The organism is Candidatus Hydrogenedens sp. (genome assembly GCA_035378955.1).
In the GTDB taxonomy this organism is placed as follows: Bacteria; Hydrogenedentota; Hydrogenedentia; order Hydrogenedentales; family Hydrogenedentaceae; genus Hydrogenedens.
The window spans coordinates 1-23,365 of record DAOSUS010000003.1 but is presented as its reverse complement, the minus strand read 5'-3'; the positions used below and the strand labels follow the sequence as shown (position 1 = coordinate 23,365).

The following is a 23,365-nucleotide window of genomic DNA, read 5'->3' as shown; positions in this document are numbered from 1 at the left end:
TCTATTTATTGTTTTCGGATAGATTGAATTTCAATAAACTTATCCCATAAAGGCTGTTCTATATAGAGATAGCGAAAAACACCAGGACGAATTGTGTATATCTCTTTCATGTAAGGTTTGTTCAATCGCTTGTCAAATTCTTGCAGTAATTCTGGTGATACTATTAAAAAAGGGATATTCTCAATATTTGAAGGTATTTTGGACCAGAAACCCTTTTTATCAATTTTCCGTAAATACCATGGGATAGGCCAGTAATCATTTATCGGGTCAATTACAAAGACAATGGGTTCTTGATTTTCTTTAATAAGTATGTCAGACAATTGATATATACGGTCCATCATTTTGACTAAGGATGTGCTTGTATGAGCATATACATAGGGGTTAGAAATATCAGCGAAATAAATAAAGTTTCCCTGATATGTTTGATAAGATAGATGGTATATACCTGACAATAGGATAATAGATAAAATAAAACGAGCCCATATTTTCCTAAATTTTTGCCAAAGTGCCTGAAAACCAATGCCTGCAAATATTATCATACCCAGGAGTGGAAAGAGTATATTCCATGGAGTTTTATAAGGTATGAGGGAAAATATAAGAAAGGTTGTAAAGAAAGAAACGAACAAGAAAATATAAAATGATGATAATGTCTGCTCTCTTACATCGCATTTCTTTTTAATAAGAATTCCAATCGTGAAACATAACGAAATGATGATTCCGACAGAACATAAAAGAATTATAAATCCTTCTGACCATATAGGTCCTACAGTTTTGTTAAAGTAAGTCAAAATTTGTAAATAATACCACCAGGGTTTGTCATGAATCCCGGAAGAACCTTCTCCACTTGCCCTGAAAAGATAAGTCTGATAAGCCCTGAAGAAATCTAATAATCCCTGTTTGTTCGTGAAAAAAGAAGAAAATAATAAAAGCCAGGGGATAAAGAATGCTATAAAGAGTGCAAAGATATGTTTTAATATTTTTGTCCATGTTAACACATGGGGAAAGATAGTAGAATTTGTCTCCATAAATTGAGAAGTTTTAATTAAGTAAACAAAGGTTATTACAGTTGCTAAAGAAGTAGCAAAAAGAACAATTAATGTAGTTTCTTTTGTAGCGAAGGCAAGGGATAGATTAAAACCTGTAAGAATTGCTGAAAGAATATTTGGTTTGCTTATATAACCCCATAATGAAAATATAAAGAGGGAAGAAAATAAAACGAAAAGTGTTTCATGGACATAATAACGACTATAGAAGAAGAATGCATGAGATACCGCAAGAAGTATAGAAGATACGAGAAAAGCAATAAGTCCAACATATTTTTTCATAGGTAAAAGTGATAAAAAGATTAATATACTAAAAAGAACAGGAACTATACGGAACATAGTTTCATTTGTCTCGCGAAACTGATGAACTCCATAAAAATAAAAAATAGGCAATGTAGCATAATATAGTAAAGGACCATGATGTTCGTGAGGGTCATATTTATAAAGTCCTTTTTCTAATAATATCCCTGCTTTATAAGCTTGATTGGCTTCATCACAATGCATAGGGCGAATAGAAATTCCGTAAAAACGGGATACAAGAACAGAAAATAAAAATAAGATGTAGAATAAAAGGAAAAGATATTTTGGGATTTTTTTCTTATACATTTTTATAAAGTTTTTTGTTTTATTATGAGCAACTATAACTTAAAAGGCAAATTTGTTTTTATTAAAGAGAAATGCCACCTTTATTAATTAAAGGTGGCACATAAAAATCATGTAGTCGGGGTATCTATTATTTTCCGTAAACTTCTACTTCGATATAGTGATTCATATCATTGTAAGAATTGCCATTGCTGTATAAACGAACATATTTTCCTTTGACGCCTTCTTCAATGCCAATAAGCCTTCCTTTGTTATTTTCAATAAACTCCTTGTCTTTTCCAATACCTAAGCCTGCAGAATTATCATAGTCGTTATTGTAAACTTGCTTACCACCGTCTTTAAATTCAGGATCGTTTCCAACAGTTACAATAAAGTCTTTATATACGCGTTTACCTTCGTGGAAGTGCCATACAACGATTGCATAAATAGTATATTCTTTATCAAGTTCGATTTGAACCCATTGTAAACCGGAGGGAAGTTCGACAACGCTTTTCTTCCCATAATCTTTATCACCATCCGTGATTTGTTTTAGTTGACCACGAGTTGGGGGAACACTACTGGTTACAGGTTTGTCTTTGGAAATAAGTGTAACACCTTCGGGAACATAATAAGGTGGACGGTCTTTATAATCTTCTTCTTCTAAATTGGGACTGTAGTAATCAATGGGCGTTCCACCAAAGAATGGTTCTGGAAGCTCAAGTTTTAATTCAATTTTTCCTGCGGGAGGATTGTCATCTGCATATACAGTAGGTGAAGCCAGAATGAGAAGAACCATTATTCCCATAAAAGAGAGGACATAATACATTTTTTTTGTGTAATCCATAATAAACTCCTTCTAAAATTTTAAGTTGATATTGTTTAATGATTTGACCAAATTTATTTCCGGTCCAAGATGACAAAATATTTTAACATATTTTTAATCATACATTCATCTTGTAATGTAGTTGATATTATATGTATTATAATCTGTTAATAAAAACGAAGGTTTTAAATTTTATATTTACATTTTATGTAAAGAGGTTTTAAAAATAGATATTATTTGAATCCAAGCAGATATTTTTTTCAATAATTAGATAATATAACTTCAATTTTATAAATAAGTTATAATGAAATATTATGATATTGAGTTTAACATATTTCAAAGATTAGTTGATTTCCATTTTGACAATTGTGTATAAATGGTGGTAAATTATTATTTACTTATCATTAAGTATATAAAACAATTGAAAATCTTAACCAAGATGAGGGTAAGACTATGGCTACAAAAGAGGATTTAAAAGCAAAAGATGCAGCAATGGAACTTGCAGAAGAGGCACGTGAAACGGAATGGAAATTCCCAAGTTTCACCGCAGAAATGTTCCGTGGTAATTTCCGCTGGGATTTACTACATCCCTATCCAGCACAGTCCGAAGAGGACAAAAAGATAGGAGATGAATTAATTGCAAAAATTAAAGATTTACTCGACAAGTATGTTGACCCTGTTGAGATTGATAAGACAGGTGTCTATCCCAAGGAAGCATTGGAAAAAATGAAGGAGATGGGTTTGTTTGGAATGAAGATAAAACCCGAATATGGTGGCTTGGGTCTTTCTGTCACCAACTATGCCCGTGTGCTTTCTTTCATTGGTAGTTATTGCCAGAGTACAATTACATGGCTTTCTGCACATCAGAGTATTGGTGTTCCGGAACCTCTTCGCACCTTTGGAACAGAAGAGCAAAAGAAAAAGTATTTACCGCGGGTAGCCAAAGGTGAAATTTCTGCCTTTGCTTTAACAGAGCCAGAAGTGGGTTCAGACCCGGCTCAGATGAAGACCACGGCTACTCCTTCTCCTGATGGTTCCTATTATCTGTTGAATGGAGTTAAATTATGGACGACGAATGGTCCAGATGCGGATGTGATTGTTGTAATGGCAAAAACTCCTCCAAAAATAAAGAATGGTCGGGAAATTCCTCAAATCACAGCATTCATTGTTGAAACTAACTGGCCCGGTGTAGAAGTAGTAACCCGTTGCAAGTTTATGGGTCTTAAAGGTCTTTCCAATGGTATGTTGAGATTTAATAATGTGAAAGTCCCCACAGAAAATATTATTGGTAAGCCTGGTATGGGATTGAAAATAGCCCTTACCACATTAAATACAGGTCGTTTAGGTGTTCCATCCGCAGGTGTTGGTGCTGCAAAACGGTTGTTGGAAGATGCAGAATGGTGGGCAAAAAACCGTGTTCAATGGGGAAGACCTATTGGTCAGCACCAAGAAATTGCTAAAAAAATAGCTGATTTTACTGCAAATACATTTGCAACTCAGGCTATGGTATTTATTACATGTTCCTTTGCGGACAAGAAAAATGCAGATATTCGATTAGAAGCCGCTGCCGCAAAATATTTTGCTACAGAGATGGGTTGGAAAGGTATGGATGAACTATTGCAAACTTTGGGAGGTAGAGGCTATGAAATGGCTGACTCCCTTTATAATCGTGGAGAAAGACCTTTCTTTGTTGAACGGTTTATGCGTGATAGCCGTGTAGGTCGTATTTTCGAAGGTTCCTCTGAAATCATGCACTTAATTATGGCTCGTGAAGCATTAGATACTCATTTCAGTTTGGTCATGCCTATTATGAAGCCTCAAAAAGGTCAAAGCATGGTTAAATTAATTTGGAATGCATTGAAATTCTATATTAAATGGTATCCCAAATTATGGATGCCTTCTTCTACGAACTTTAATGTGAAGAAATTAAATTCTACCAACAGAGACCATCTGAAATATACAGCGAAAACATGCAAGAGACTTGCTCGTAGCATTTTCCATACAATGGCTAAGTATGGTCCAAAATTGGAAAATGAACAATTAATTCTGGGGAATTATGTAGATATTGGTGTTGACCTGTTCGTGATGGCTTCCTGTTTATCTTATGCCGAGTATCTCATGAATAAGAATCCTAATGACGATTCCCCGCAAGATTTAGCGGATTTGTTCTGCAAAAATGCTCGTCAGAGAATCGAAAATAACTTTAAGGCTGTTAAAAAGAATCACAACTATATGTATCGAAAAGTTGGTGATAAATTGTTAGAAGGGAAATATCGCTGGTTAGAATTCGATGTTTATGAAGGTTTACCTCCAAAATATCGTGATTATGAAAAGAACCTACCTATACCTGCAGAAGCACCTGATAACTCAAAATCGGGAGTAAAAGCATAAGTTAGATTTTTGTTAGATTAAGTAAAACGAGAGAGACTTGAAAAAGTCCCTCTCGTTTGTTATTTGTATTTGCCCATTAAGACATTCCAACGAATTTTGAAAAGGTCATAAAACATTTTAGAAGAATCTTTGATAGGATGAACCCGTGACTCTTTTCGATTACGCCATCGTGTAGGAACTTCCTTTATTTTTAGTCCATGTTTTTCTGCAATGAATAATATTTCTGCATCAAAACTGAATCGCTTTAATGTCTGTCTTGGAAAAACAATGCTTATAGATTTTTCATTAAAGCATTTACAACCGCATTGAGTATCCTTAAAATGGGTAAGACAAAAAAAACGGAGTATGAGATTATAAATTTTCCCCATTGTTTGGCGATAGAATGGCTGTGGAACTTCAATAATGGATTCGGGTAAAGCCCTGGATGCTATTGCAATATCGTATCCATTATTAATTTCACGAATAAGTTTTTCCACTTCTTCGATAGGGGTAGAAGCGTCTGCATCATAAAAACAACGAATATTTCCTTTTGTATGATGTAACATGGCTTCTTTAACTACACTTCCTTTTCCCTGATTTTGGGGGAATGCGATAACTTTTACAATCCCTTTATATTGTTCTGCCCACTTTTGAGCTAGAGAGACGGTATTATCAGTACTTCCATCATCTGCAATAACAATTTCAAAAGGGAAAGGTTGTTTTTGAAGATAATCAAGAGTATATCGCAATGTTGTTTCAATCTCTTCTTCTTCGTTATATGTGGGAATTATCAGAGAAAAAGAAAACAAAACAATACTCCTTCTCACCCCTTTCTAATGTTTATTTTATACAAATTTATATATTAATTTGCGGGTTTATACCAAATGTTTCTGTAGCGAACGGCATTCCCATGGTCTTGAAGCATTAAAACACCTTTGGGGGTTTCCTGGTCGCTTACACCTCCGGGTGTCGGTCCTTTTAGTTCTACATTATCGTGAATTACAATACCATTGTGGACAACGGTTATGAATGCATTCTTAATCTTTTTACCGGTTGCATCATATTTGGGACCTGTAAAAGTTATATCATAGGTTTGCCATTGCAATGGAGGAAGAGATGCACATACTTTGGGTGTAGCCGCTTTATAAATGCCACCGCAAAGATTATCAGCAGGCAAATCCCCAAAACTATCTAATACCTGAACTTCATATCTTCCGAAAACATACACACCACTATTTCCTCTTGCTTGACCTGTTTCATTAGGCATGAATGGACACATAAATTCAACATGATATAGCCCATCTCCATATTCTTCTTTTGTGCAGAGATTTGTGGCTACGGTGCGTGCAGAACCATCTTCAACCAATTGCCAGTGAGATTTTAAATCCCACATATCAAGATTTTTCCCATCCATAAGAACAATAGCACCTTCGGGTGGTTGTTGTCCTAAAGTGGGTGATTGTAAAAATACGCGTTTGAATTCAAAAATTGCTTTTTCTTTTCCCTGTTCAATAGTACCTTTAAACACTTCATTCTTAATTTGTCCTGTTACCTTTCCTTTTCCTCCAAAATTACCTTTAAAATCCACTTCGCCATCAAAATTGATTTCAGCCATTCTTTTAGCTTTTTCTTTATCCTGTTCCATAATTCCTGCAGGTCCCGAAGGTGCTTTCATACCTTTAATCTCGGCTCTTTGTTCAGGATTAGCACCTTCAGTATAAAGTAATACACAACGATACCTACCACCTCCCTGGGCTACAACCTGAGCATGAAGACTTTTACCGTCCCAGTTTTTCCCTGATATTGTCCCTTTATAATTGCCCATTACTAAGTCGTCATCTTCATCTGCTATAACCGATGTGGCAAACATAACAATTGCAGTGAAAAGTAACAGAAATAAATAATTTTGCTTTACAGAACACATAATACATTCCTCCAAAATTTATGTTTTTTGTTGTTAAGGACATTTGTAATTCCATCTTAACATTATACTTTAATTGTAGTTAACTTGAAAAATGGAATTTAATCAATGACTTTAATAGAAAGTAGATAGTTTCATCAAAAATGAGAGTTATTTTTCTTTTGTCCTTTACAAAAATAGACATGAAGAAAAATATAGAAATACAAGCAAAGCCCCTTAAATCGAGCATTTATGAGTTGTATTAATGATTGGAAAAATCCCTTAGAGATAGGCTTATATTCTTTATGTATTGAGTAAACGAAGGTATGTTTAGCACCTGATAATTTACTCAACATAATTTGACGAGGGCTCTCAAATAATACTGTAAAATGGTCTAAATCTTGGGAACGAATAATTTTTATGATATTCAAAAATGTTTTTATTCCTTTTAGTAAGGAAATATGCTGCCCCTGCCATGGTAAAGGAATGAGAGATACGGGAAGTTTTTCAAAATAATAAGAAGGAAAATCTTTTGGAATAAATAAGATAATGCTATCATTGGGATATTTTTCGACGAGAAAATGTGCCGCCTTTAAGAAATGGGGACCATAGCTATAAAACAAGCCAATTTTCATAATCTATTATTTCTCCTTTGATAATAAATCTTCAATAAGGGGTATATAGTATTTATCAATGATAGTATCCCATGTGTAATTTTGTAGAACGAATTTTCGAGCATTGTCTCCTAAGGTAATTCTAATGTGAGGATTGTCGAAAAGTAAGTTTAGTTTTTCTGATAATTCGAGTGGATTACCGGGTTCAAATAAGAGACCATTTTGATTATCTGTTATAATTTCTTTCAGTCCACCTATTCTGCTGGCAATAACTGTTTTTCCTATTGCCATCCCTTCTAACGCAGTAATTCCAAAGGGTTCTGCCCAACAACTGGGGACAACACAAATATCCGATTGCCTGTATATGTTAAATAATTCATCACGAGGTAGCCATCCTAATGGTAAAAACCAATCATTATGGAGATTGAGATTAAATGAAGTTACATATATCTTAAAATCTTTTCTTTTTTGATAAAGGATATTTCCCGCCTCATATAATATCCGCATTCCTTTGGAAGGCTCATCACATCTTCCTGCCATGAATATTCTTTTTTCTTGATTAGGAGTATTTTGTAAGGTTGGTTGCTCAACAATATATTCTTTTTCAATTCCGCCAGGAATTGCTACAGCATCAATACCTTGTTCCAGTAATTCAGTTTGAAGGCCTTTATTATAAACGATAACTTTTTTCCACTTTTTGATTATATTGAGGTATGATTTTGCAAAAGAACAGGAAAAACTTCTGCTCTGAATGTAATCTTTTGTCCATGTATTATACATTCCCGATAATATTTCTTTTTTTAATCCGTCTAAAGAACATTGGCGACAATAGTCAGGTGTCTTAAAAATGCTTTTAGGACAATGTTTATCATCTTTAAATCGTAAAGGACCTCTAAGACAAAATAATTCATGAGCGAAAGCCTTGGATATAATTGGAATATCAGGGAATAAAGTCATTATGTTTTGGCTAATGGGTATTTTTATTAAATAACCATGTTGTAAAAAAATAAGGGAAGGCTTATAGTCTTGTATTAAGAAACATACTTTTTTTGAAATAATGTTGATATTCCAATGTTGCGAAGGAATTGAAATACGAAGAGAAGGGAAAGGTAATCGTTGTGGGTCGAAATTCCCTCTATCCGAAGAATGTTCTTCGGCAATTCCCAAAAATAAAATATCATATTTTCTCTCTGATAGAAGTTTTAATACATTATAAGTATCAATATCAGCACCTCCATTCGGAGGCCATGAAAAATTGAAATCAATGAATACAATTTTTTGTTTTCTATTCAACAAATGTATTCCTTTGTGTCTTAACAATGGATTTATCTTATTTTAATAATTCTTTTTCATAATAATTTGTAATAATACTTTCCCAACTATAATTTTGGGAAACATACTGCTGTGCCTTATTACCCATATTATTTCTAAGGGTATCATTTGATAATAATTGGTCGAGATAATTCATCAGAGTTTCAGTGTCCTCAGGCGGAAATAAAAAACCATTCTCTCCATGAAGAATTGTTGTCCTTAATCCACCAATATTACTTGCTATAACAGGATTTCCTGTAGCCATGGCTTCTAATGCAACAATTCCAAAAGGTTCATCCCAGATACTTGGGACAACACAAATATCCATTTCAGAGTAAACCTGAGGTAATTCTTCATAATCGAGCCATCCCAGGAATTTTACCCAATCGGGAAATCCATGTTCCCAGCCTCCAGTGCAAACAAGTTCAAAATCGTTTCTCTTCTTTCTTAATTCTTCGCATGCTTTATATAAGACATGAAAACCTTTTGCAGGGTCTTCAATTCTCCCAGACATGAAAATTTTTTTTGTTACGTTATTTTTATTTTTTTCTGTATAAAAAAGTTTTGTGTCTATTCCTGCTGGAATAACTACTATTTCAGAGTGATAACACTTCCATGTGTTAGCCATGGTATCAGAAGATACAACAATTTTTTGGACTTTTTGTAAAGCATTTAATAGTATTTTAGAATAATTAGATTTGTAGGCTTTGGTAAGCAAGTATTCCTCCATCCATGCATTCATCTCTAATTTTTTTAATTTTTCCTTTTGATGATATAGACCGCATTTGCGGCAAATGTCCTGTGTAGAAAGATAATCCAGCGGACAGGGTTTATTATTTAAAAATTTGAGAATATCCTTTTGACAAAGAAGTTCGTATGCATATTGACGCCAGATGATAGGGATGGATATTTCATCAAAGAACAATGTAAGAATAGGTTTAAGGAAAAAACTATCTCCAATAATAATATAATCTGGTTGATAATTGGATATAGATGAGAGTAAGAAATCTTTAAGTTGGTTTAAAAAGTAAGTATCAAAAAAATCCACGGTGATTTTTTTCGCAGGGAATGGTAAGGATTCTATCTTAAACATTCCTCTGTTTTGTGTAGATGAAGTAATGGAAAGAAGCAATACTTTATGGTTGCTTTTTGAGAGTTGTTTCAAGACATTAAAGACATCAACATCCGCTCCACCTCGAGGAGGCCAGTTAAATAGCAAGTCTATAAAACAGATTCTCATCTTTTAGTAATCCGATACCATTTGTTAACGATGTTTTTGTGAGCCATACCATTGACTACCGCCGTGGTCAAGATGAAGTAGCGGTATCCCTGTTAAACGGTGTTCGGGACCAAATGTTTGTACCACCGACCTTCCAAAAAACCAATCTGCACCTTCAAAATGATTGAAATCAGGATATTTTATCTTTTGAAAGACCTCTTTTCTACAACACTGGCAGTATCCGATAGGTATTCCATCTGCCTCTCTTCTTCGCCATTCACCCGGACCTTCCATTAGGGTGTCGTATTGTTCCCATGGGCGAATAAGCCCTAACAGTATTTGGGAAGTGGTTTCTGGCGTTAACATCTTTCTACCATCAGGTGCTACAAAGGGGATATCAGGTCCGATTTTATCCATAGTTGAAAGGAAATTGGGATGAAGGACAATATCTGCGTCAATTAATATGACCCAATCAGCAGAACATAACGGCAAGGAAGCATTGATTAAAAAACCTTTTGATTTCCAGTAACTTTGACTGAAAGGTGAACGAATAATTTTGATATTGGGAAAGGCAGACTCAAAACAATCGAGGACATCATCCGTTGCATCTAAATCGGGAACATAAGCAACAACAATTTCTACCTGATTTAAATCGAATTGCCTTTGATGGGCAATACTTAATAAAGAAGCTCTTAAACGATTTGAATATCGGGAACAAACATATAAAAAGGAAAATTTGGGTTTTATTGTTTTATCACCTTCGGAAACTTTTTCAGGTTTCCATAGAGTAATCCCTTGTGTAACAATTTCCCCATCAATGTTCCAAACGGATATGCGGGGTTCTAATTTTTGGGGTAATCGAGGGGGAACTAAGGAAGCATTGAAAAATTCTGTAGGGTAAATAATTTCTTTATCTCTAATCAAAACATAATGCCCCTTTTCGTTTATGTGTAATATCAATTTATGACTTTGGGCTATCATAGGACAAACAATTTTTATATGGGCTCCGAAACTAAAGCCAATTTGTTCTGCAAATCCGCCTCCGAAAGTAACAGAAATTGTCAGAGGTGGTTCTGTCTTACAAAGAGGGGTGCTTTGTAATTCACCACAATTAAAAGCAAACCAACGGACAGCCCCAGGCATATAATGGGTCATTCGATTCTCAATTTTATAATCCTCAGGAGCGATTTCCTTCCAGGGTCTATGATGTAAAGTAGTTTGAATACCTTCTTCATAGAGTTGTTCTAATTTTGAGAATTTAGAACGCTTTTCTTCATCAACACGCACAGAGTATCGAGGTATGTATGAGCGAAAATAGAGAGGATTTCTAATCGGATTTCCTGATGAAGGGTTTAATTTAAATTGGGATACCAAGAAGGGATTGTCCCCTTTATCACAGATATACCTGAGGAAACAGTTTGAGCATATTCCCCAGTTCTTCTCTCTCTTTTTTTGCTCTTGAATTATTCGCTGTTCTATCTGACTTGTGTTTTCTGGGAGTGTTTCGTAGTTTCTCCGCCATTTTAAGTGTCGTGTGAGTTTATGCCATGCCCATAGAGGAATGTATAAACCGGGATGATTTAGTATCCATGGAAGGACCATGTTATCAATTCCGCTATGGAATGATATTTTTTCTCTCAGTTTCATTTCCAATATTTTGCGAATTTTATAGGTGCGAAAATTCCACAACATTTGAGCAAATTCAAATGCAGATTGGGTGTAAAAGTCGGAATCGGTATAGAATTGATAAGAATTTACAATACTATTGCTACATGAGGGTTCTAAGACACAGAAGGGTATGCCAAGAACACTAATGGAAATTTGGGAATTAATCAATGCCCGTATAAGTTCATTTAGTTGTTTTATTTTTTCTCCCGAAAGTGTAATTGTCTCTTTAAATTTATTAGTGAAAGGAAATTTTTCAAATAAAACAATGGAAGCCACAGATTTGAAGGATTCTATCGCAGTAGATGAACTTAATTTTAATATGTGAGAAATTGGGGAATATATTCTCAAAGGTGTTTCTAATTGTGTGCAGATCTTTATCCAGTCGTCCACTTGTGATTGTGTGTGATGGGATATAAGTAGAAAAATATCTAAAATACCCAATTCCTTTAATAATTCGATATTTGTAGGCGGCTTGAAAAGGGTTGTTCCCCAGGATAGTTCACATTGAAATTCCTGTTTTGTAAAATTGATTAAATCAGCCAATGTTTTTAGATTATCATCAATATTGGAAAAAAAATCAATCTTTTCTACTTTAAATTGTTCATATTGAATACGAGCCCATTTTTTTAGGTCCTCTAATGGAATTATTTCGTTGTAATTATTTGTATGAAAAATAAATCCGCGAGTAGGTGGAAAAATTTTTAGTGAATATAATTTTGAGTCGTCCATATCTAATGATATTTGTTAATGTTTGAAAATATTTTTTGTTTTTCGTGCTAAATTATATAAAAGAGGGAAACGGCCTTGCGTTATCATTTTCGCCAACATCCATCGTCTTTGCCATTTCCATCTACCTTGGGGATACATTGCTTTTTCTCTAAATTTTTCATTCCAGAAATAGCAAACGGTACTACATCCTTTACAGCCATTTTTGCCAATGGCATGCAAAATCTCTTCCTTTATATTTGGATTTTCTATGATTTCATCTATAGTCCTATTATTAATGTTTCGGTTTTCTTTCTTTATCCATGGATAATGCCAACAAGGAAGAACCCATCCCTCTTCATCAATACCCAAATGAGTTGTAGGAATAGGGCAATTTTCGCCTGGATGCATAATAAAGTTAGGGTAACGGAAACTCAATTCAAACCCTTTTATCATTTCTTTAGATAGTGAAACATGTTTGTTATCTAATAAATCTCTTTGAAGGATTTCATATAATTGATTTATGGCTTCGGATAGATTTTCAAGAGGAACCAGTTCTTTTTGATGGTAAGATTCTGCAAAAGAAAATCCATGCCATACAAGTGGAAAATTCTTAAAGTATTCATAAGTTTCAATTGAATGGGTAAAATTACTTTTTTGAATGACAGTATTTACAGCAACCTTAGCACCGTTTTCTATCAACGATAAAAATACTTTGTTTGTTTTCTCAAAATTCCCTTCTCCTCGTATGTAGTCATGGACATTACCAACACCGTCAATAGATATATTTAAAATGACATTTTGATGTTCTGCGTAATAACGAATATCATCTTCAGAAAGTCTTGTTGCATTTGTAAGAATCCAAATTTCTACGGAATTTTGGGAAAGGGTGTCAATTAATTCTTTCAAATAAGGTAGCAAAGTGGGTTCGCCACCTCCAATAACAACTCGTTTTACTTTTTTACGCAAAGCAAAATCTGCAATATGCAATGCCTGCTTTTGTGTAAGACTTTTTTTATTACGGGTAATAACAGGACACATTCGGCATTGCAAATTACAACAAGAAGTAGCACAAATTGTAATCTGTTCCCAGTTATAAAAGTTCTCTATCATGGTTATTATATTATTCAATTCTGAAAATTGTGATGATAATATATTAAAGTATACCATTGAATAATAGTGTAATATAAATTGAAGAATATTGCTTGAATAAAGAAGGAAAAATATGGCTTACGAAAAAGAATGTTCCAATTTATTACGATATTGTGTTGAAAGGCAAGCCCCGTTATATGAAATTGTTTTTTTTCTTACGAATCGCTGTAACCAACGATGCTTGACATGCTGGCAATGGGAAGAAGATTTTAAAACGATAGAAAAAGAACTATCAGATGAAATGTGGATGAAACTATTGCAAGAATCCATTGCCATGGAAGCCAGACATTTGTATATTGTCGGTGGGGGAGAACCTATGGTTCGAGGAAATCTTGTAATAAAATTAGCTGAATTTGCTAAGCAGAGAGGAATGTTTTGTGTGCTGCATACCAATGGGACTTTATTTAAGAAAGAACAAATGGATAAATTGATTTCTTTAAAATGGGACCAGATAATTTTTAGTATAGACGGTCCCAACCCAGAAATTAATAATTTTATTCGTGGTGAAGGGACATTTGAGAAAGCCTTTCAAAATTTAATGTATATAAGTCAAAACAGGAATCATTTAATACCAGATTTGGGCATCAATGTTACCATAACAAACAAAAATTATCTGTATTTAAAAGAAATGGTTGATTTAGCAGTGGAAACAGGTTGTGGGGGTATACACGCTACATTAGTTCAACCCTTTAATAAACAAGCAGAACAGTTTGTATTAGAAAAAGAAGAAGTAGAGAGATGTAAAGAAATACTTATATCTGCAAAAGCAAAGGCTGAAATTGCCGGACTTTATCATACATTTGATTCTGTGCTTGAAAGTTTTGAAAATGTAAACAACGGACAGAATAAAGATGATGATAAAAATGACTTGAAGAATGGAAGAAATAATAATGACCGTTTCGTAGAAACTTATTGCTTTGAACCCGTGCTTTCAATGACTATTTCAGCAGATGGGAAAGTCAGTCCTTGTTGTATGTTCTGGAATAAAGACAATCCATCGGTTCACGATTATTCTTTATCAGAAATCTGGAAGGGACCTTTTTTTAATACAATCAGGGAACAATTGCAGAAAAAAGAGGCTATTCCCGATATTTGTATTAATTGTCCCTCTCAACTTCGACAACGGAGTGAGAACATCAGGAAAGAATTAAAAACAATGGGGGAGAAGACCACAAAGAACCCAATCCTATTAATAGTTCGTTTTTTAAATCGAATAAAAAAAGAGGGTTTTTCTTCCGCTTTGAAACGAGTAAAAGAATGGCTGTATATCCGTGCCGGGAAGGTTTGATTGTTGTAAAATCAGGATTGATTATCTTTTAGAGTTTGTTTTTTACCCTCTTTCCAGCCGGAAAGATGGGATAGCCTCTGAAAAAGAGTGAGTAGAAGAATTTCAAAGGTATTTTTACAAGATAATTTTTCTTGCCTGCATTTGTTCCATTGATATTTCATATCGCGAAGGCCACTACGGATACCCGTCATAGGTGGGAGCATAAGATATCCAGGCCAGTAGTTTTCATAATCTGGCATTTGTTCTGGATTGGGATAGATTTCATCTAAATTTAGACAGCGATGAATTACTATACTACATCCAAAGCCATAGTTATACCATGTTTTAATAAAGGAACGGAGATTGGTATCAAAATCATGATATACAATGGCATCTTCTTGATAAGCAAAACGCCATCCTTTTTTCCATAGATGAATACTGGCAGAAATATCTTCACCGCCGGGATTGCGTATATCGCCTGCAAAACCACCAACTTCAAGCAAAGGTGCTTTTGAAAAAGCGCAATTGCAGGTTACAAGATAGTGAAGTCTTTGCGGTGGTTCTAAAACACGATGGAATAGGAAATGTCTTGCAAACATTGATTTTTCGGATACGGCTTTTACTCTACCGCCTACACCGACAATTTTTTTTTCTGTATTAATTGCAGAGGTAATTTTGCTTAACCAGTGAGGATGAACTCTACAATCGGAATCTGTGAAAGCAACAATATCTCCACGAGCCATTTCTAATCCTGTGTTCCGAGCGATACCAGGACCACTATTCTTAGGCAAACGGTAATACCTGAACTCATACGGGTGCCACTGTTTAGCCCAATTCTGGCATGTTTCTGGTGTCTCGTCCGAGGAAGCATCATCTATAACAATAACTTCATACGGTTTTTCATATTCTAAAGAATCAAATGAATGAAGTAGATGTATTAATCTTTCATGGTCATTATAAGCAGGAACAATTATCGAGGTTTTAATTTCATTCATTTATCTAATATCCTGATTTATATTTTTTGTCGTTTGAAATCGAATGCCTCCATCAAATAAGAAATGCAAACCTGTCTTTAAGTGAAAGACAGATTTTTGTTCAGGAGTTGAAATAGCCTGGATTATTCTGGCACCTAAAGAGTATTCAGGATTAATAGGACTCATTCGGAAGGTATTTTCTTGATTGGTAAAAAGACAAATTAAAGGTAAATTATCCCCTTGTGCTTTTATATAAAGAGATGGACTGTAATTCTTATTTAGATGACGGTATTCTATTTGTTGCGGTAAAATTTCAGGGAAAGTTCCTTTTTCAAAACTTGTTTCCCATTGACTATATGGGTAAACCAAACCTATAGAAATATTGTATTCTTCTAAATCAATTTCCTCCATAGTCTCACACCATATTTTGGTGATAATACAATCCGTTTCGTTGTCAGGGGTTAATTCCCATTTTAATTTTATAGGGAATCGTTGGGATTCCCCTTCCATTAACCATGAGTTGCCTTCTCTATAAGGTGTTTTCCATAGGAATGTCTGGCTAAGAAACCACATACCTTGAAGACGAAATTGAGTGTGAAAATGCACCGCCTGAGTAATATGTTTCATTGTATTTTTATCTATAAATTCAATATAACCTTCGCCTAATCGGGCTTCGATATGTTTTAAATGAATTGTTCTTTGTTGGAGCCATGAAGATTTCCATGTTTCATATTGTTCTTTTGTTGCGATGGAAATTTTAAGATTACCAATAGAGTGAGTTCCTAACTTTTGAAGGTTGCTTGTTTCGGGAATCTGGAGATGGCAATTCACAAATCGTGAGCGTCCTATGTAGTCTGTATTGCCTATCGTAATAGATGTCCCGGGTTCACAGGATTCAAACTCTATCTTCAAAAGAGGATATTCCTCATGACTGCTTAGTAAAAATGCAGAATTTTCGCCTATTTTGGGCGGAACCATAGGAACCCAACCTAAATTTCCGGGTTGAATAGGAGAAAATTTTCCTTCATTACCTGCGTAAAAGAAACGGTCATATACCTCTGGTAGGAAAATACGGAATTCTAATGCCTGTAATGGAATTTCTTTTAATAACTTATAAGTGGGCGATAGAATGAGCGAGTTGTTTTCTATGATTGCCTTCCATTCCCATTGTAAGGGCAATCGGTATAAAGTACCATTACTAACGAGTGTTTGTTTTCCTCTTTCCAGAACAGACCAGTCACCCATAGATGAGGTATGAACCTGCTGAAGATGGACAACGATTCCTTCGATACCTAATGGAGATGTGATTTCCTTTTGAAAGTGGAATAAAGATATTTTTCCATGGCTGAAAATGGCTTCAAGATTTCCTGTTTCATCGGAAATGGTATGTATTCCTTCGGCTCTACCAATCTGTCTTAAATAAAAGTCTATAGTGGCAGAAACAGAGCCACGGTCTATCAATTTTCCATGGTCGAGTAAGAAAACACGATTGCATAAAGCATTGACAGTGCCAAGGTCGTGGGATACAAAAACAATAGTTTTTCCCTGTTCCCGAAGTTCACCTATCCGATAACGACATTTGCGTTGGAATTCCTCATCCCCTACGGACAATACTTCATCTACAAGGAATATATCCGGGTTTACAAAGGATGCTACTGCGAAACCGATACGGACATACATCCCACTACTATAAGTATCAACAGGTTGGTCAATAAATTCACGGATGCCCGAAAATTCTATAATTTGCTCAATGACTTCATTAACCTGTGCTTTTCGCATCCCTAATAAACCCGCATTGAGATAAATATTTTCTCTACCTGTAAGTAGAGGATGAAATCCAGCTCCTAACTCTAATAATGACGCCACCCTACCATAGACCTGTACTCTTCCTTCTGTAGGAATTGTAACACCTGCGATAATTTTTAAAAGGGTGCTTTTCCCAGAGCCATTTTTCCCTATTATCCCAACTGTTTCGCCACGATAAATATCAAAGGTTATGTTGTCGAGGGCACGAAAGTTTTCTGTTTTTTTACCTCGAACCCAGTCAAACAATCCTCCTTGTCCACGGAGGTCACGAAAACCCCTTCGTATAGGATATTCCTTAGTAATGTTTTTTAGTTCTATAATAGGTTCATTCATCGTTTACAAATAATCCGAAAAAGTTGCAGATTGTTTTCTAAAAATATACATCCCGACGGAAAAACAAATTAGGCTGATTATTGCGGAGTATATCAAAAAAGAGAACTGAGGCGTTTGTCCATAAAGTATACTTTCTCGAAGGTTTGTCAATATTCCCGCCATAGGATTTAAAATATACAGGTAATAAAACCATTGAGGAAGGGATTGATTATCACATGCATGACGAACCCACTCCAACGGATAGAAAACAGGAGAAGCATAAAACCCAAATGTTAAACCTACATTTACCATGTTTCCTATATCTCTGAAGTGTATATGTCCTGCAGAAAGGATAAGCCCCAACCCTGCAGAAAACATGAATAATATGGGGAAGATAATAACTAACCAAAGAATTTGTAAAGATATACTTTTTTGCAATAGGAAATGGATTAGTATTAATGTGAGAAAACCAATAGATAAATTTACAATAGGGTAAATAACAGATGAGAGAGGAACAACTTCGCGAGGAAAAAAAACCTTTTTTACCAGATTTTGGTGATTAATTAGAGACAAAGTAGCACCTGAAACGGAAGAGGAAAAATATTGCCAGAAAATTAATCCGCACAAAATTTGTGTTGCCATCGGAACTTCGGAATTACCTGATGAAGGAATGCGTTGCTTAAAAACAAAAGAAAATACGAAAAGAAGTAATAACATTAAGGTAACAGGCTCAATAATAGCCCATAAAAAACCTAATACCGCATAACGATAGCGGGCTTTTATTTCACGCCCTACAAGTCCCCAGAGTATTTCTCGGGCTCGAATTAAGTCGAAAGGGACTTGAAGGACAGATTTTTGTTTTTCACTGTCATAATATACTGCTTTTGTTAAAGGGTTTGTTTCCATATTCTCAACCTATGGGTTTGGGAAAGGAGGTAAAGATTTCATAGGGTCAAAACTACCACTTTCCATACCCCCACCCTGGGGTGCAGGTATCTCCTCAGGTGGAGATACAGGTGCTTGTTCTAATGGAATTCCTCCAGGTGTTAACATCGGGGCTACGAATTTCTCTAAATTAAATTCTTGTTGTTTTTCTTCGGTTATTAATGGTTTGAATTCTTCCGATGTTATTTGTATCTCATTGTCAACGATTTTAACAGTCCAGACTTTACGATTTCTTAATTTTTGTGATTGCGGTTTTTCTATAGGCCAGGAACGACGAAATTCGTTATAATAGCATCCAATTTTATCAATAGGTATTTGTTGAAATTTTAGGTTTTTTAATGCAAGTGAATCTACTTTAATCCAGTAATCATCATTTTCAGGACTTAAAAATTGAGGGTTCGCTATGATACTGGAATTATCAAAATTTCGTTCTTGCCATTTCGCGAAAGGAATTTTTTCGTAATCATCTTTCTTATAACTTTGCCAATGAACTCGGACATCTTTCCCATAATGGAATATTAAGTTAAAATCGAATTTATTTGTTTCGGGGTCAAAAGGAGATAAATGATATACCGCGGCACTTTCCTTTTCAGATTTCATATTAGAAATACCACAAAAATCATCTCTTTCGTAAGATACAATATTCCGTATGAATTGATTATTAGCGGGTTTGCGACGGTCATCTTGGTATAAAGAAAGTAGTTCCGGATAACGAATGCTATAAGGGGGTTCTTTAGGTTTCATGGCTTCCAATCGTTCATCCATGACATCCCAACAATAAGTATCCCAGCGTGCATCAATATGAATTGCAGGGATACAATCCACAAAAATATTATTTTCTACCAAATTATCTCTTCCTCCACCAATCATAACGCCACAAAGAGGGACGCGATATAGAATGTTTCCATATACCGTGACACCGCTGGTGCAATCGTCTAAATATATTCCCCAAGCCCATAGAGGAGTTTCATATTGATAGTTAAAGTCTTCATTATTCAATGAATCCTCATGCCCAAGTCCAAAACCATAAATATCATGAAAAATATTATTCCGCAGGATATTTCCTCGGTTTGTCCAGTCTCTTCCCATATAAAAGGCACCTGCATCGCCCGTTTCCTGACATACACGATATATCCTATTATATTCGATAATATGGTCATTACCGCCTAATATGATTGCAGAATGTGGTGAATCGTGAATTTCATTGTTAGCAATACGATTAGCCACACCATTGATGGAAACTCCCGGGTGGTATGTCTTATGAATTTTTGCAAAATTAAAGATGTGATTGTTAATAATTTGATGTCCGCCCGTTTCTAATGTTTTCTTATCTCCTCCATTAACAGAAATTCCAGAACCCCCTAATTCAAAAAGGTCACACCCTTCAATTCGGTTATTTTTACCGCCATTTATTACTCCTGCAGTTTTGTAAATACCGGAAAAGGAACATTTAGCGACCAGACATTGTTCCGAGTTTTCTATAGTAATACCTGTATCATTAGAACAAAGAAAATTTAACCCTATAAAATTTAAATATTTGGCATTTTTAATATATATTAAGTTATTTAATGTGGCAAGTATAGGTTTCTCTTTTGTCGTTTGTTCTCTTATGGGCATGAAGAAATAAAGTTCTTGAGTGTCTTTATCGAAATACCACTCATTTTCAGTATCAAGTAATGCGATATGATTTTGTAAAAAGAACCTTCTCCCTTTTTTGGCTTCATAGTTAAATTCGCCATCTATATATATAATTCCACCTTCTTTTATGGATTTTACTTTTGCTATTTGAAAAGCCCAATTATAATTGGAGAAAGTGGCAACTTCGAGGTTTTTTATTTCAATATTCCGTAAATTCTCAGGGAGGAGAGAACATTGGAACGCATGTTTGGCTATCTCAGGAGTTACATTTGTGATAAACGCCCATATTCCTCCCGGAATTTGTTCATCACTCTGATTAGGCCAACGGGCTAAGGTTTGAAGTTTCCCATTATACATTAAAATTCGTGGCTCTGATGTAATGTTTTCTATTTTTGCTTTATAAATATTTCCTTGAAAACTTTCAAAATTCTGGATTTCTTTACCTCCTATGAGGTATACCTCTTCGCCTTTATAGCTTTGCCATACAACAGGAAATTCACTGCTTCCTGAATCTGCTTCATTGAATTCTAATGGCGATGAGAGTTCATATCTGCCTTGACGAAGAAGAACAATGCCACCTTTCTTTCCAACAGAGTTCATTATTTCTCGAAGTTTATCACGGGCTTTTTCTAATGTTTTGAACGGGCCATCACTTTTATCCTCCGTGGGGTCGGGAAGTGTTCCAGACCAGCTATCATTTCCCTGTGGAGAAACATAAAAAATAGGATATTGGTCTGAAAAGACACGAGCAGGTATTAGAGAAATAAACAAAAGACAAAAGATTATAAAAAGAGATTTTTGGGGCATTACTTTTATTCCTTTATTTTATTTTTTATGGGAATTTTAACACCTGTTGCCATAGTAATTTTTGTTGTAGATAATTTTTTTAATGATTTTATGTATTCCTGTGGTATAACAGGATATCGAATTAATTTAACTTCCTGTTCCCAGAGATTTTTAAACCATATTATCGCTTTTTCCTCTCCTAATACATTATAAAAAGCATTTAAGAAATCAAGGGGTTCATCTGGCATCAAGGAAAATTTATTATTTCCCCAACGCCATGATGTTGTCATGATTTTAGATATTAATTCAGAAGGTGAAATGGGTTTTATAATTTTTCTACAAGCAATAAGTTTAAGCCGATGTTGTCTTGAAGGGCTTCTTTTGATAACAAAATCACCAGAAGCGATTTCAGGAAGAGCAATACTGGCTCTTTTTTTATCATCATAAAGATGGATTATTGTCTCAATAATCTTGCTTTTTATCCAGTTGGTTTCTTCTATAGAAAAAGTATGAGGATTTGAAACATTTACAAAGAACTGTAAATTTTTATTTACCCCCAATTCATCAAATCCATTCAGCCATTGTGTTAGATATGCGTATATCTTTCGATGGAATTCCTTGCGGTTGTGTCTATCCGGGAAAAACAAATAATCACCAGAAAAAGGTTTAACTACAAGTTCCGGACATTTCTTGTTAAGGACAAGTAGATATTGATGTTCAGATTTTGCTACTTTTGAAAATTCATCTCCATCTTTAGCAATTACCAGGGCAAAATGGGCTTGTTTTAGTTTTTGGTTTTCTGCTTTTAAGTGAAATATGAACTGATATTTCCCCTCTTGAAATAGATGTATTTTCAAACTGGTTATAGGAGCATTTCCCAGAACTTTTTGAATAGAGGGAATAATAAATTTATCTTTACCACAGAGATAATTATTAAATGAGTTTACTAATGTATCAAATTGGTAAAATCTTTTGAGTTCATTGCCCCAATAATCAAAAAGGGGTCTGAATCCAGACCATAAAACTTTGATTGATGTTTTATTGAATTTTGATTGTGCTAATTTTTTCATGAAACGATAAGCCTATCTCTTATTAATTCCCTTTTATAAAAAAGGGATATTATATCTTCTTATAGTGAAATTATATTACTTTATGTGGTATGCTTTCTCATTCGTCTTTCTGTGTCAGAAATATCTAAACCTTTGTATCCAAAATAAATACAATTCCGTTTTTATAATAAAATTAATTTCAGTAGAAATCGAAACGCCATAAACTCCCCTTTGGTTGAAATATGCCTAAGAAAAATATTTATAGTATAATTTTTTTATTAATATTCTTTTTAGAAGTAAGTTCTTTTGCAGAGAAGGAACATTGGGTAGATATTCAACAAAAAGATAAGAATATTTTAGCAAAACAAAGATTTGAAATATTAGTGAATATAAAAGCAGAGAAAGAAGAAAATCCTTACTGCTTTTTCCCTCCTGAATTCGAAAATGACAAAGAAAATCTTTCTTTGAATGTTAAGAAGATGGGTACACGAGAATCAGAAAGAGAAGTAAATCTGGAAATATGTATTGAGGGAATTGCTCAAGAAGCTGGGGAATACACAGTAGGTCCTATGAGAATCCCTTATATTGTGCTTTCTTCGGATATGGAAACGGAGTTTATCAAAGATAATACACGGGTTATACCTACTTCTTATTGGGAAGTTCCTTCATTACAAATAAAGGTAAGAGATGAACGATTTTTTAAATACAAAAGATATGCATACATAGGTGTTGGAATTATCCTATTTTCTGTATCTTCTATATTTATGGTTTTATTTTATAGAAATAGAATGAAAAATCAACCGATAAAAGCAGAAATAACAATGAGTGATTCTCTACATGTGGCAAGGAAATATAGGCTGGATGGTAATTATTATGAATACTTAAAAACACTTCTTGAGATTGTAAAAAGATTGCAGGAAAAGAAAGGAGATAAAGAATTACTAAATTTAGAGCAAAAATTAAAAGAGAAAATAAATGAGGTAGGTTATAAAGGAATTACTCCTACGGAACAAGAAATGGATTTTTTCTGGAAAGAAGTAGCAAACAATGTTTCTATTTATGAAGATAAAAAGAATGTATGATGTCTTTTAATAAACATTAAGAAAGGAGACAATCTATGTCTATGAGCGTTCAAACAATTCGAGCACGAGTAGAACGATATGCAGATATATTAATGCGTGTGCAGGAAGAGATAGGAAAA

General features: G+C 34.5%; 17 protein-coding genes. 3 read left to right on the top strand and 14 right to left on the bottom strand.

What is annotated here, in order from left to right; genetic code table 11:
- Positions 1-5: 5 nt before the first annotated feature.
- Complete coding sequence (locus PLA12_01115; protein HOQ31091.1) at positions 6-1,649, bottom strand: TIGR03663 family protein; 1,644 nt, start codon at positions 1,647-1,649, stop codon at positions 6-8.
- A gap of 127 nt (positions 1,650-1,776) precedes the next feature.
- A complete protein-coding gene (locus PLA12_01110; GenBank protein HOQ31090.1) occupies positions 1,777-2,469 on the bottom strand; it encodes a hypothetical protein in 693 nt (230 codons plus the stop codon).
- 432 nt (positions 2,470-2,901) lie between these two features.
- Between PLA12_01110 and PLA12_01105 the strand changes: the two genes are divergently transcribed.
- On the top strand, positions 2,902-4,839 hold the full coding sequence (locus PLA12_01105; GenBank protein ID HOQ31089.1) for an acyl-CoA dehydrogenase family protein: 1,938 nt from the start codon (positions 2,902-2,904) through the stop codon (positions 4,837-4,839).
- 59 nt (positions 4,840-4,898) lie between these two features.
- Here the strand turns inward: PLA12_01105 and PLA12_01100 are convergent, their stop codons facing one another.
- From PLA12_01100 to PLA12_01070, 7 genes are all read right to left on the bottom strand, one after another.
- Positions 4,899-5,627, bottom strand: a complete 729-nt coding sequence (locus PLA12_01100; GenBank protein HOQ31088.1) for a glycosyltransferase family 2 protein — start codon at positions 5,625-5,627, stop codon at positions 4,899-4,901.
- 53 nt (positions 5,628-5,680) lie between these two features.
- The gene (locus tag PLA12_01095) at positions 5,681-6,742 is read right to left on the bottom strand and encodes a DUF1080 domain-containing protein (protein ID HOQ31087.1); all 1,062 of its coding nucleotides are present in this window, start codon (positions 6,740-6,742) and stop codon (positions 5,681-5,683) included.
- A gap of 134 nt (positions 6,743-6,876) precedes the next feature.
- On the bottom strand, positions 6,877-7,353 hold the full coding sequence (locus PLA12_01090) for a hypothetical protein (protein ID HOQ31086.1): 477 nt from the start codon (positions 7,351-7,353) through the stop codon (positions 6,877-6,879).
- Between the two features lie 6 nt (positions 7,354-7,359).
- Positions 7,360-8,625 carry a glycosyltransferase family 4 protein gene (locus PLA12_01085; GenBank protein HOQ31085.1) on the bottom strand — a complete coding sequence of 422 codons (1,266 nt, stop codon included), beginning with the start codon at positions 8,623-8,625 and terminating at the stop codon, positions 7,360-7,362.
- A 37-nt stretch (positions 8,626-8,662) separates the two neighbouring features.
- Positions 8,663-9,883, bottom strand: coding sequence for a glycosyltransferase family 4 protein (locus PLA12_01080; GenBank protein HOQ31084.1), 1,221 nt, complete (start codon positions 9,881-9,883; stop codon positions 8,663-8,665).
- A gap of 24 nt (positions 9,884-9,907) precedes the next feature.
- Positions 9,908-12,259 carry a hypothetical protein gene (locus PLA12_01075; GenBank protein HOQ31083.1) on the bottom strand — a complete coding sequence of 784 codons (2,352 nt, stop codon included), beginning with the start codon at positions 12,257-12,259 and terminating at the stop codon, positions 9,908-9,910.
- A gap of 15 nt (positions 12,260-12,274) precedes the next feature.
- Positions 12,275-13,348 carry a radical SAM protein gene (locus PLA12_01070; protein HOQ31082.1) on the bottom strand — a complete coding sequence of 358 codons (1,074 nt, stop codon included), beginning with the start codon at positions 13,346-13,348 and terminating at the stop codon, positions 12,275-12,277.
- A gap of 112 nt (positions 13,349-13,460) precedes the next feature.
- On the opposite strand from PLA12_01070, the gene PLA12_01065 reads away from it, so the two are divergent.
- A complete protein-coding gene (locus PLA12_01065) occupies positions 13,461-14,675 on the top strand; it encodes a radical SAM protein (GenBank protein ID HOQ31081.1) in 1,215 nt (404 codons plus the stop codon).
- An 11-nt stretch (positions 14,676-14,686) separates the two neighbouring features.
- Here PLA12_01065 and PLA12_01060 read toward each other — a convergent pair whose 3' ends face one another.
- Genes PLA12_01060 through PLA12_01040 form a run of 5 tightly spaced genes read right to left on the bottom strand, consistent with a single transcriptional unit; the run spans position 14,687 to position 22,185 of the window.
- Complete coding sequence (locus PLA12_01060) at positions 14,687-15,649, bottom strand: glycosyltransferase (protein ID HOQ31080.1); 963 nt, start codon at positions 15,647-15,649, stop codon at positions 14,687-14,689.
- Entirely contained in the window at positions 15,650-17,767 is a 2,118-nt protein-coding gene (locus PLA12_01055) for an ABC transporter ATP-binding protein (protein HOQ31079.1), read from the bottom strand.
- A 3-nt stretch (positions 17,768-17,770) separates the two neighbouring features.
- Positions 17,771-18,652: an ABC transporter permease gene (locus PLA12_01050; GenBank protein HOQ31078.1), complete on the bottom strand. Its 882-nt coding sequence runs from the start codon at positions 18,650-18,652 to the stop codon at positions 17,771-17,773.
- A 9-nt stretch (positions 18,653-18,661) separates the two neighbouring features.
- Positions 18,662-21,136: a right-handed parallel beta-helix repeat-containing protein gene (locus tag PLA12_01045; GenBank protein HOQ31077.1), complete on the bottom strand. Its 2,475-nt coding sequence runs from the start codon at positions 21,134-21,136 to the stop codon at positions 18,662-18,664.
- 5 nt (positions 21,137-21,141) lie between these two features.
- Entirely contained in the window at positions 21,142-22,185 is a 1,044-nt protein-coding gene (locus PLA12_01040; GenBank protein HOQ31076.1) for a hypothetical protein, read from the bottom strand.
- 221 nt (positions 22,186-22,406) lie between these two features.
- On the opposite strand from PLA12_01040, the gene PLA12_01035 reads away from it, so the two are divergent.
- Complete coding sequence (locus PLA12_01035; GenBank protein HOQ31075.1) at positions 22,407-23,246, top strand: hypothetical protein; 840 nt, start codon at positions 22,407-22,409, stop codon at positions 23,244-23,246.
- The last annotated feature ends 119 nt before the right edge of the window (positions 23,247-23,365 follow it).

Excerpts from the sequence above, each read along its gene's own strand:
- PLA12_01095 (HOQ31087.1), bottom strand. The coding sequence starts at position 6,742 with ATGTGTTCTGTAAAGCAAAATTATTTATTTCTGTTACTTTTCACTGCA.
- PLA12_01110 (HOQ31090.1), bottom strand. The coding sequence starts at position 2,469 with ATGGATTACACAAAAAAAATGTATTATGTCCTCTCTTTTATGGGAATA.
- PLA12_01105 (HOQ31089.1), top strand. The coding sequence starts at position 2,902 with ATGGCTACAAAAGAGGATTTAAAAGCAAAAGATGCAGCAATGGAACTT.
- PLA12_01035 (HOQ31075.1), top strand. The coding sequence starts at position 22,407 with ATGCCTAAGAAAAATATTTATAGTATAATTTTTTTATTAATATTCTTT.
- PLA12_01055 (HOQ31079.1), bottom strand. The coding sequence starts at position 17,767 with ATGAATGAACCTATTATAGAACTAAAAAACATTACTAAGGAATATCCT.
- PLA12_01070 (HOQ31082.1), bottom strand. The coding sequence starts at position 13,348 with ATGATAGAGAACTTTTATAACTGGGAACAGATTACAATTTGTGCTACT.
- PLA12_01075 (HOQ31083.1), bottom strand. The coding sequence starts at position 12,259 with ATGGACGACTCAAAATTATATTCACTAAAAATTTTTCCACCTACTCGC.
- PLA12_01040 (HOQ31076.1), bottom strand. The coding sequence starts at position 22,185 with ATGAAAAAATTAGCACAATCAAAATTCAATAAAACATCAATCAAAGTT.
- PLA12_01045 (HOQ31077.1), bottom strand. The coding sequence starts at position 21,136 with ATGCCCCAAAAATCTCTTTTTATAATCTTTTGTCTTTTGTTTATTTCT.
- PLA12_01080 (HOQ31084.1), bottom strand. The coding sequence starts at position 9,883 with ATGAGAATCTGTTTTATAGACTTGCTATTTAACTGGCCTCCTCGAGGT.
- PLA12_01115 (HOQ31091.1), bottom strand. The coding sequence starts at position 1,649 with ATGTATAAGAAAAAAATCCCAAAATATCTTTTCCTTTTATTCTACATC.
- PLA12_01065 (HOQ31081.1), top strand. The coding sequence starts at position 13,461 with ATGGCTTACGAAAAAGAATGTTCCAATTTATTACGATATTGTGTTGAA.
- PLA12_01090 (HOQ31086.1), bottom strand. The coding sequence starts at position 7,353 with ATGAAAATTGGCTTGTTTTATAGCTATGGTCCCCATTTCTTAAAGGCG.
- PLA12_01050 (HOQ31078.1), bottom strand. The coding sequence starts at position 18,652 with ATGGAAACAAACCCTTTAACAAAAGCAGTATATTATGACAGTGAAAAA.
- PLA12_01060 (HOQ31080.1), bottom strand. The coding sequence starts at position 15,649 with ATGAATGAAATTAAAACCTCGATAATTGTTCCTGCTTATAATGACCAT.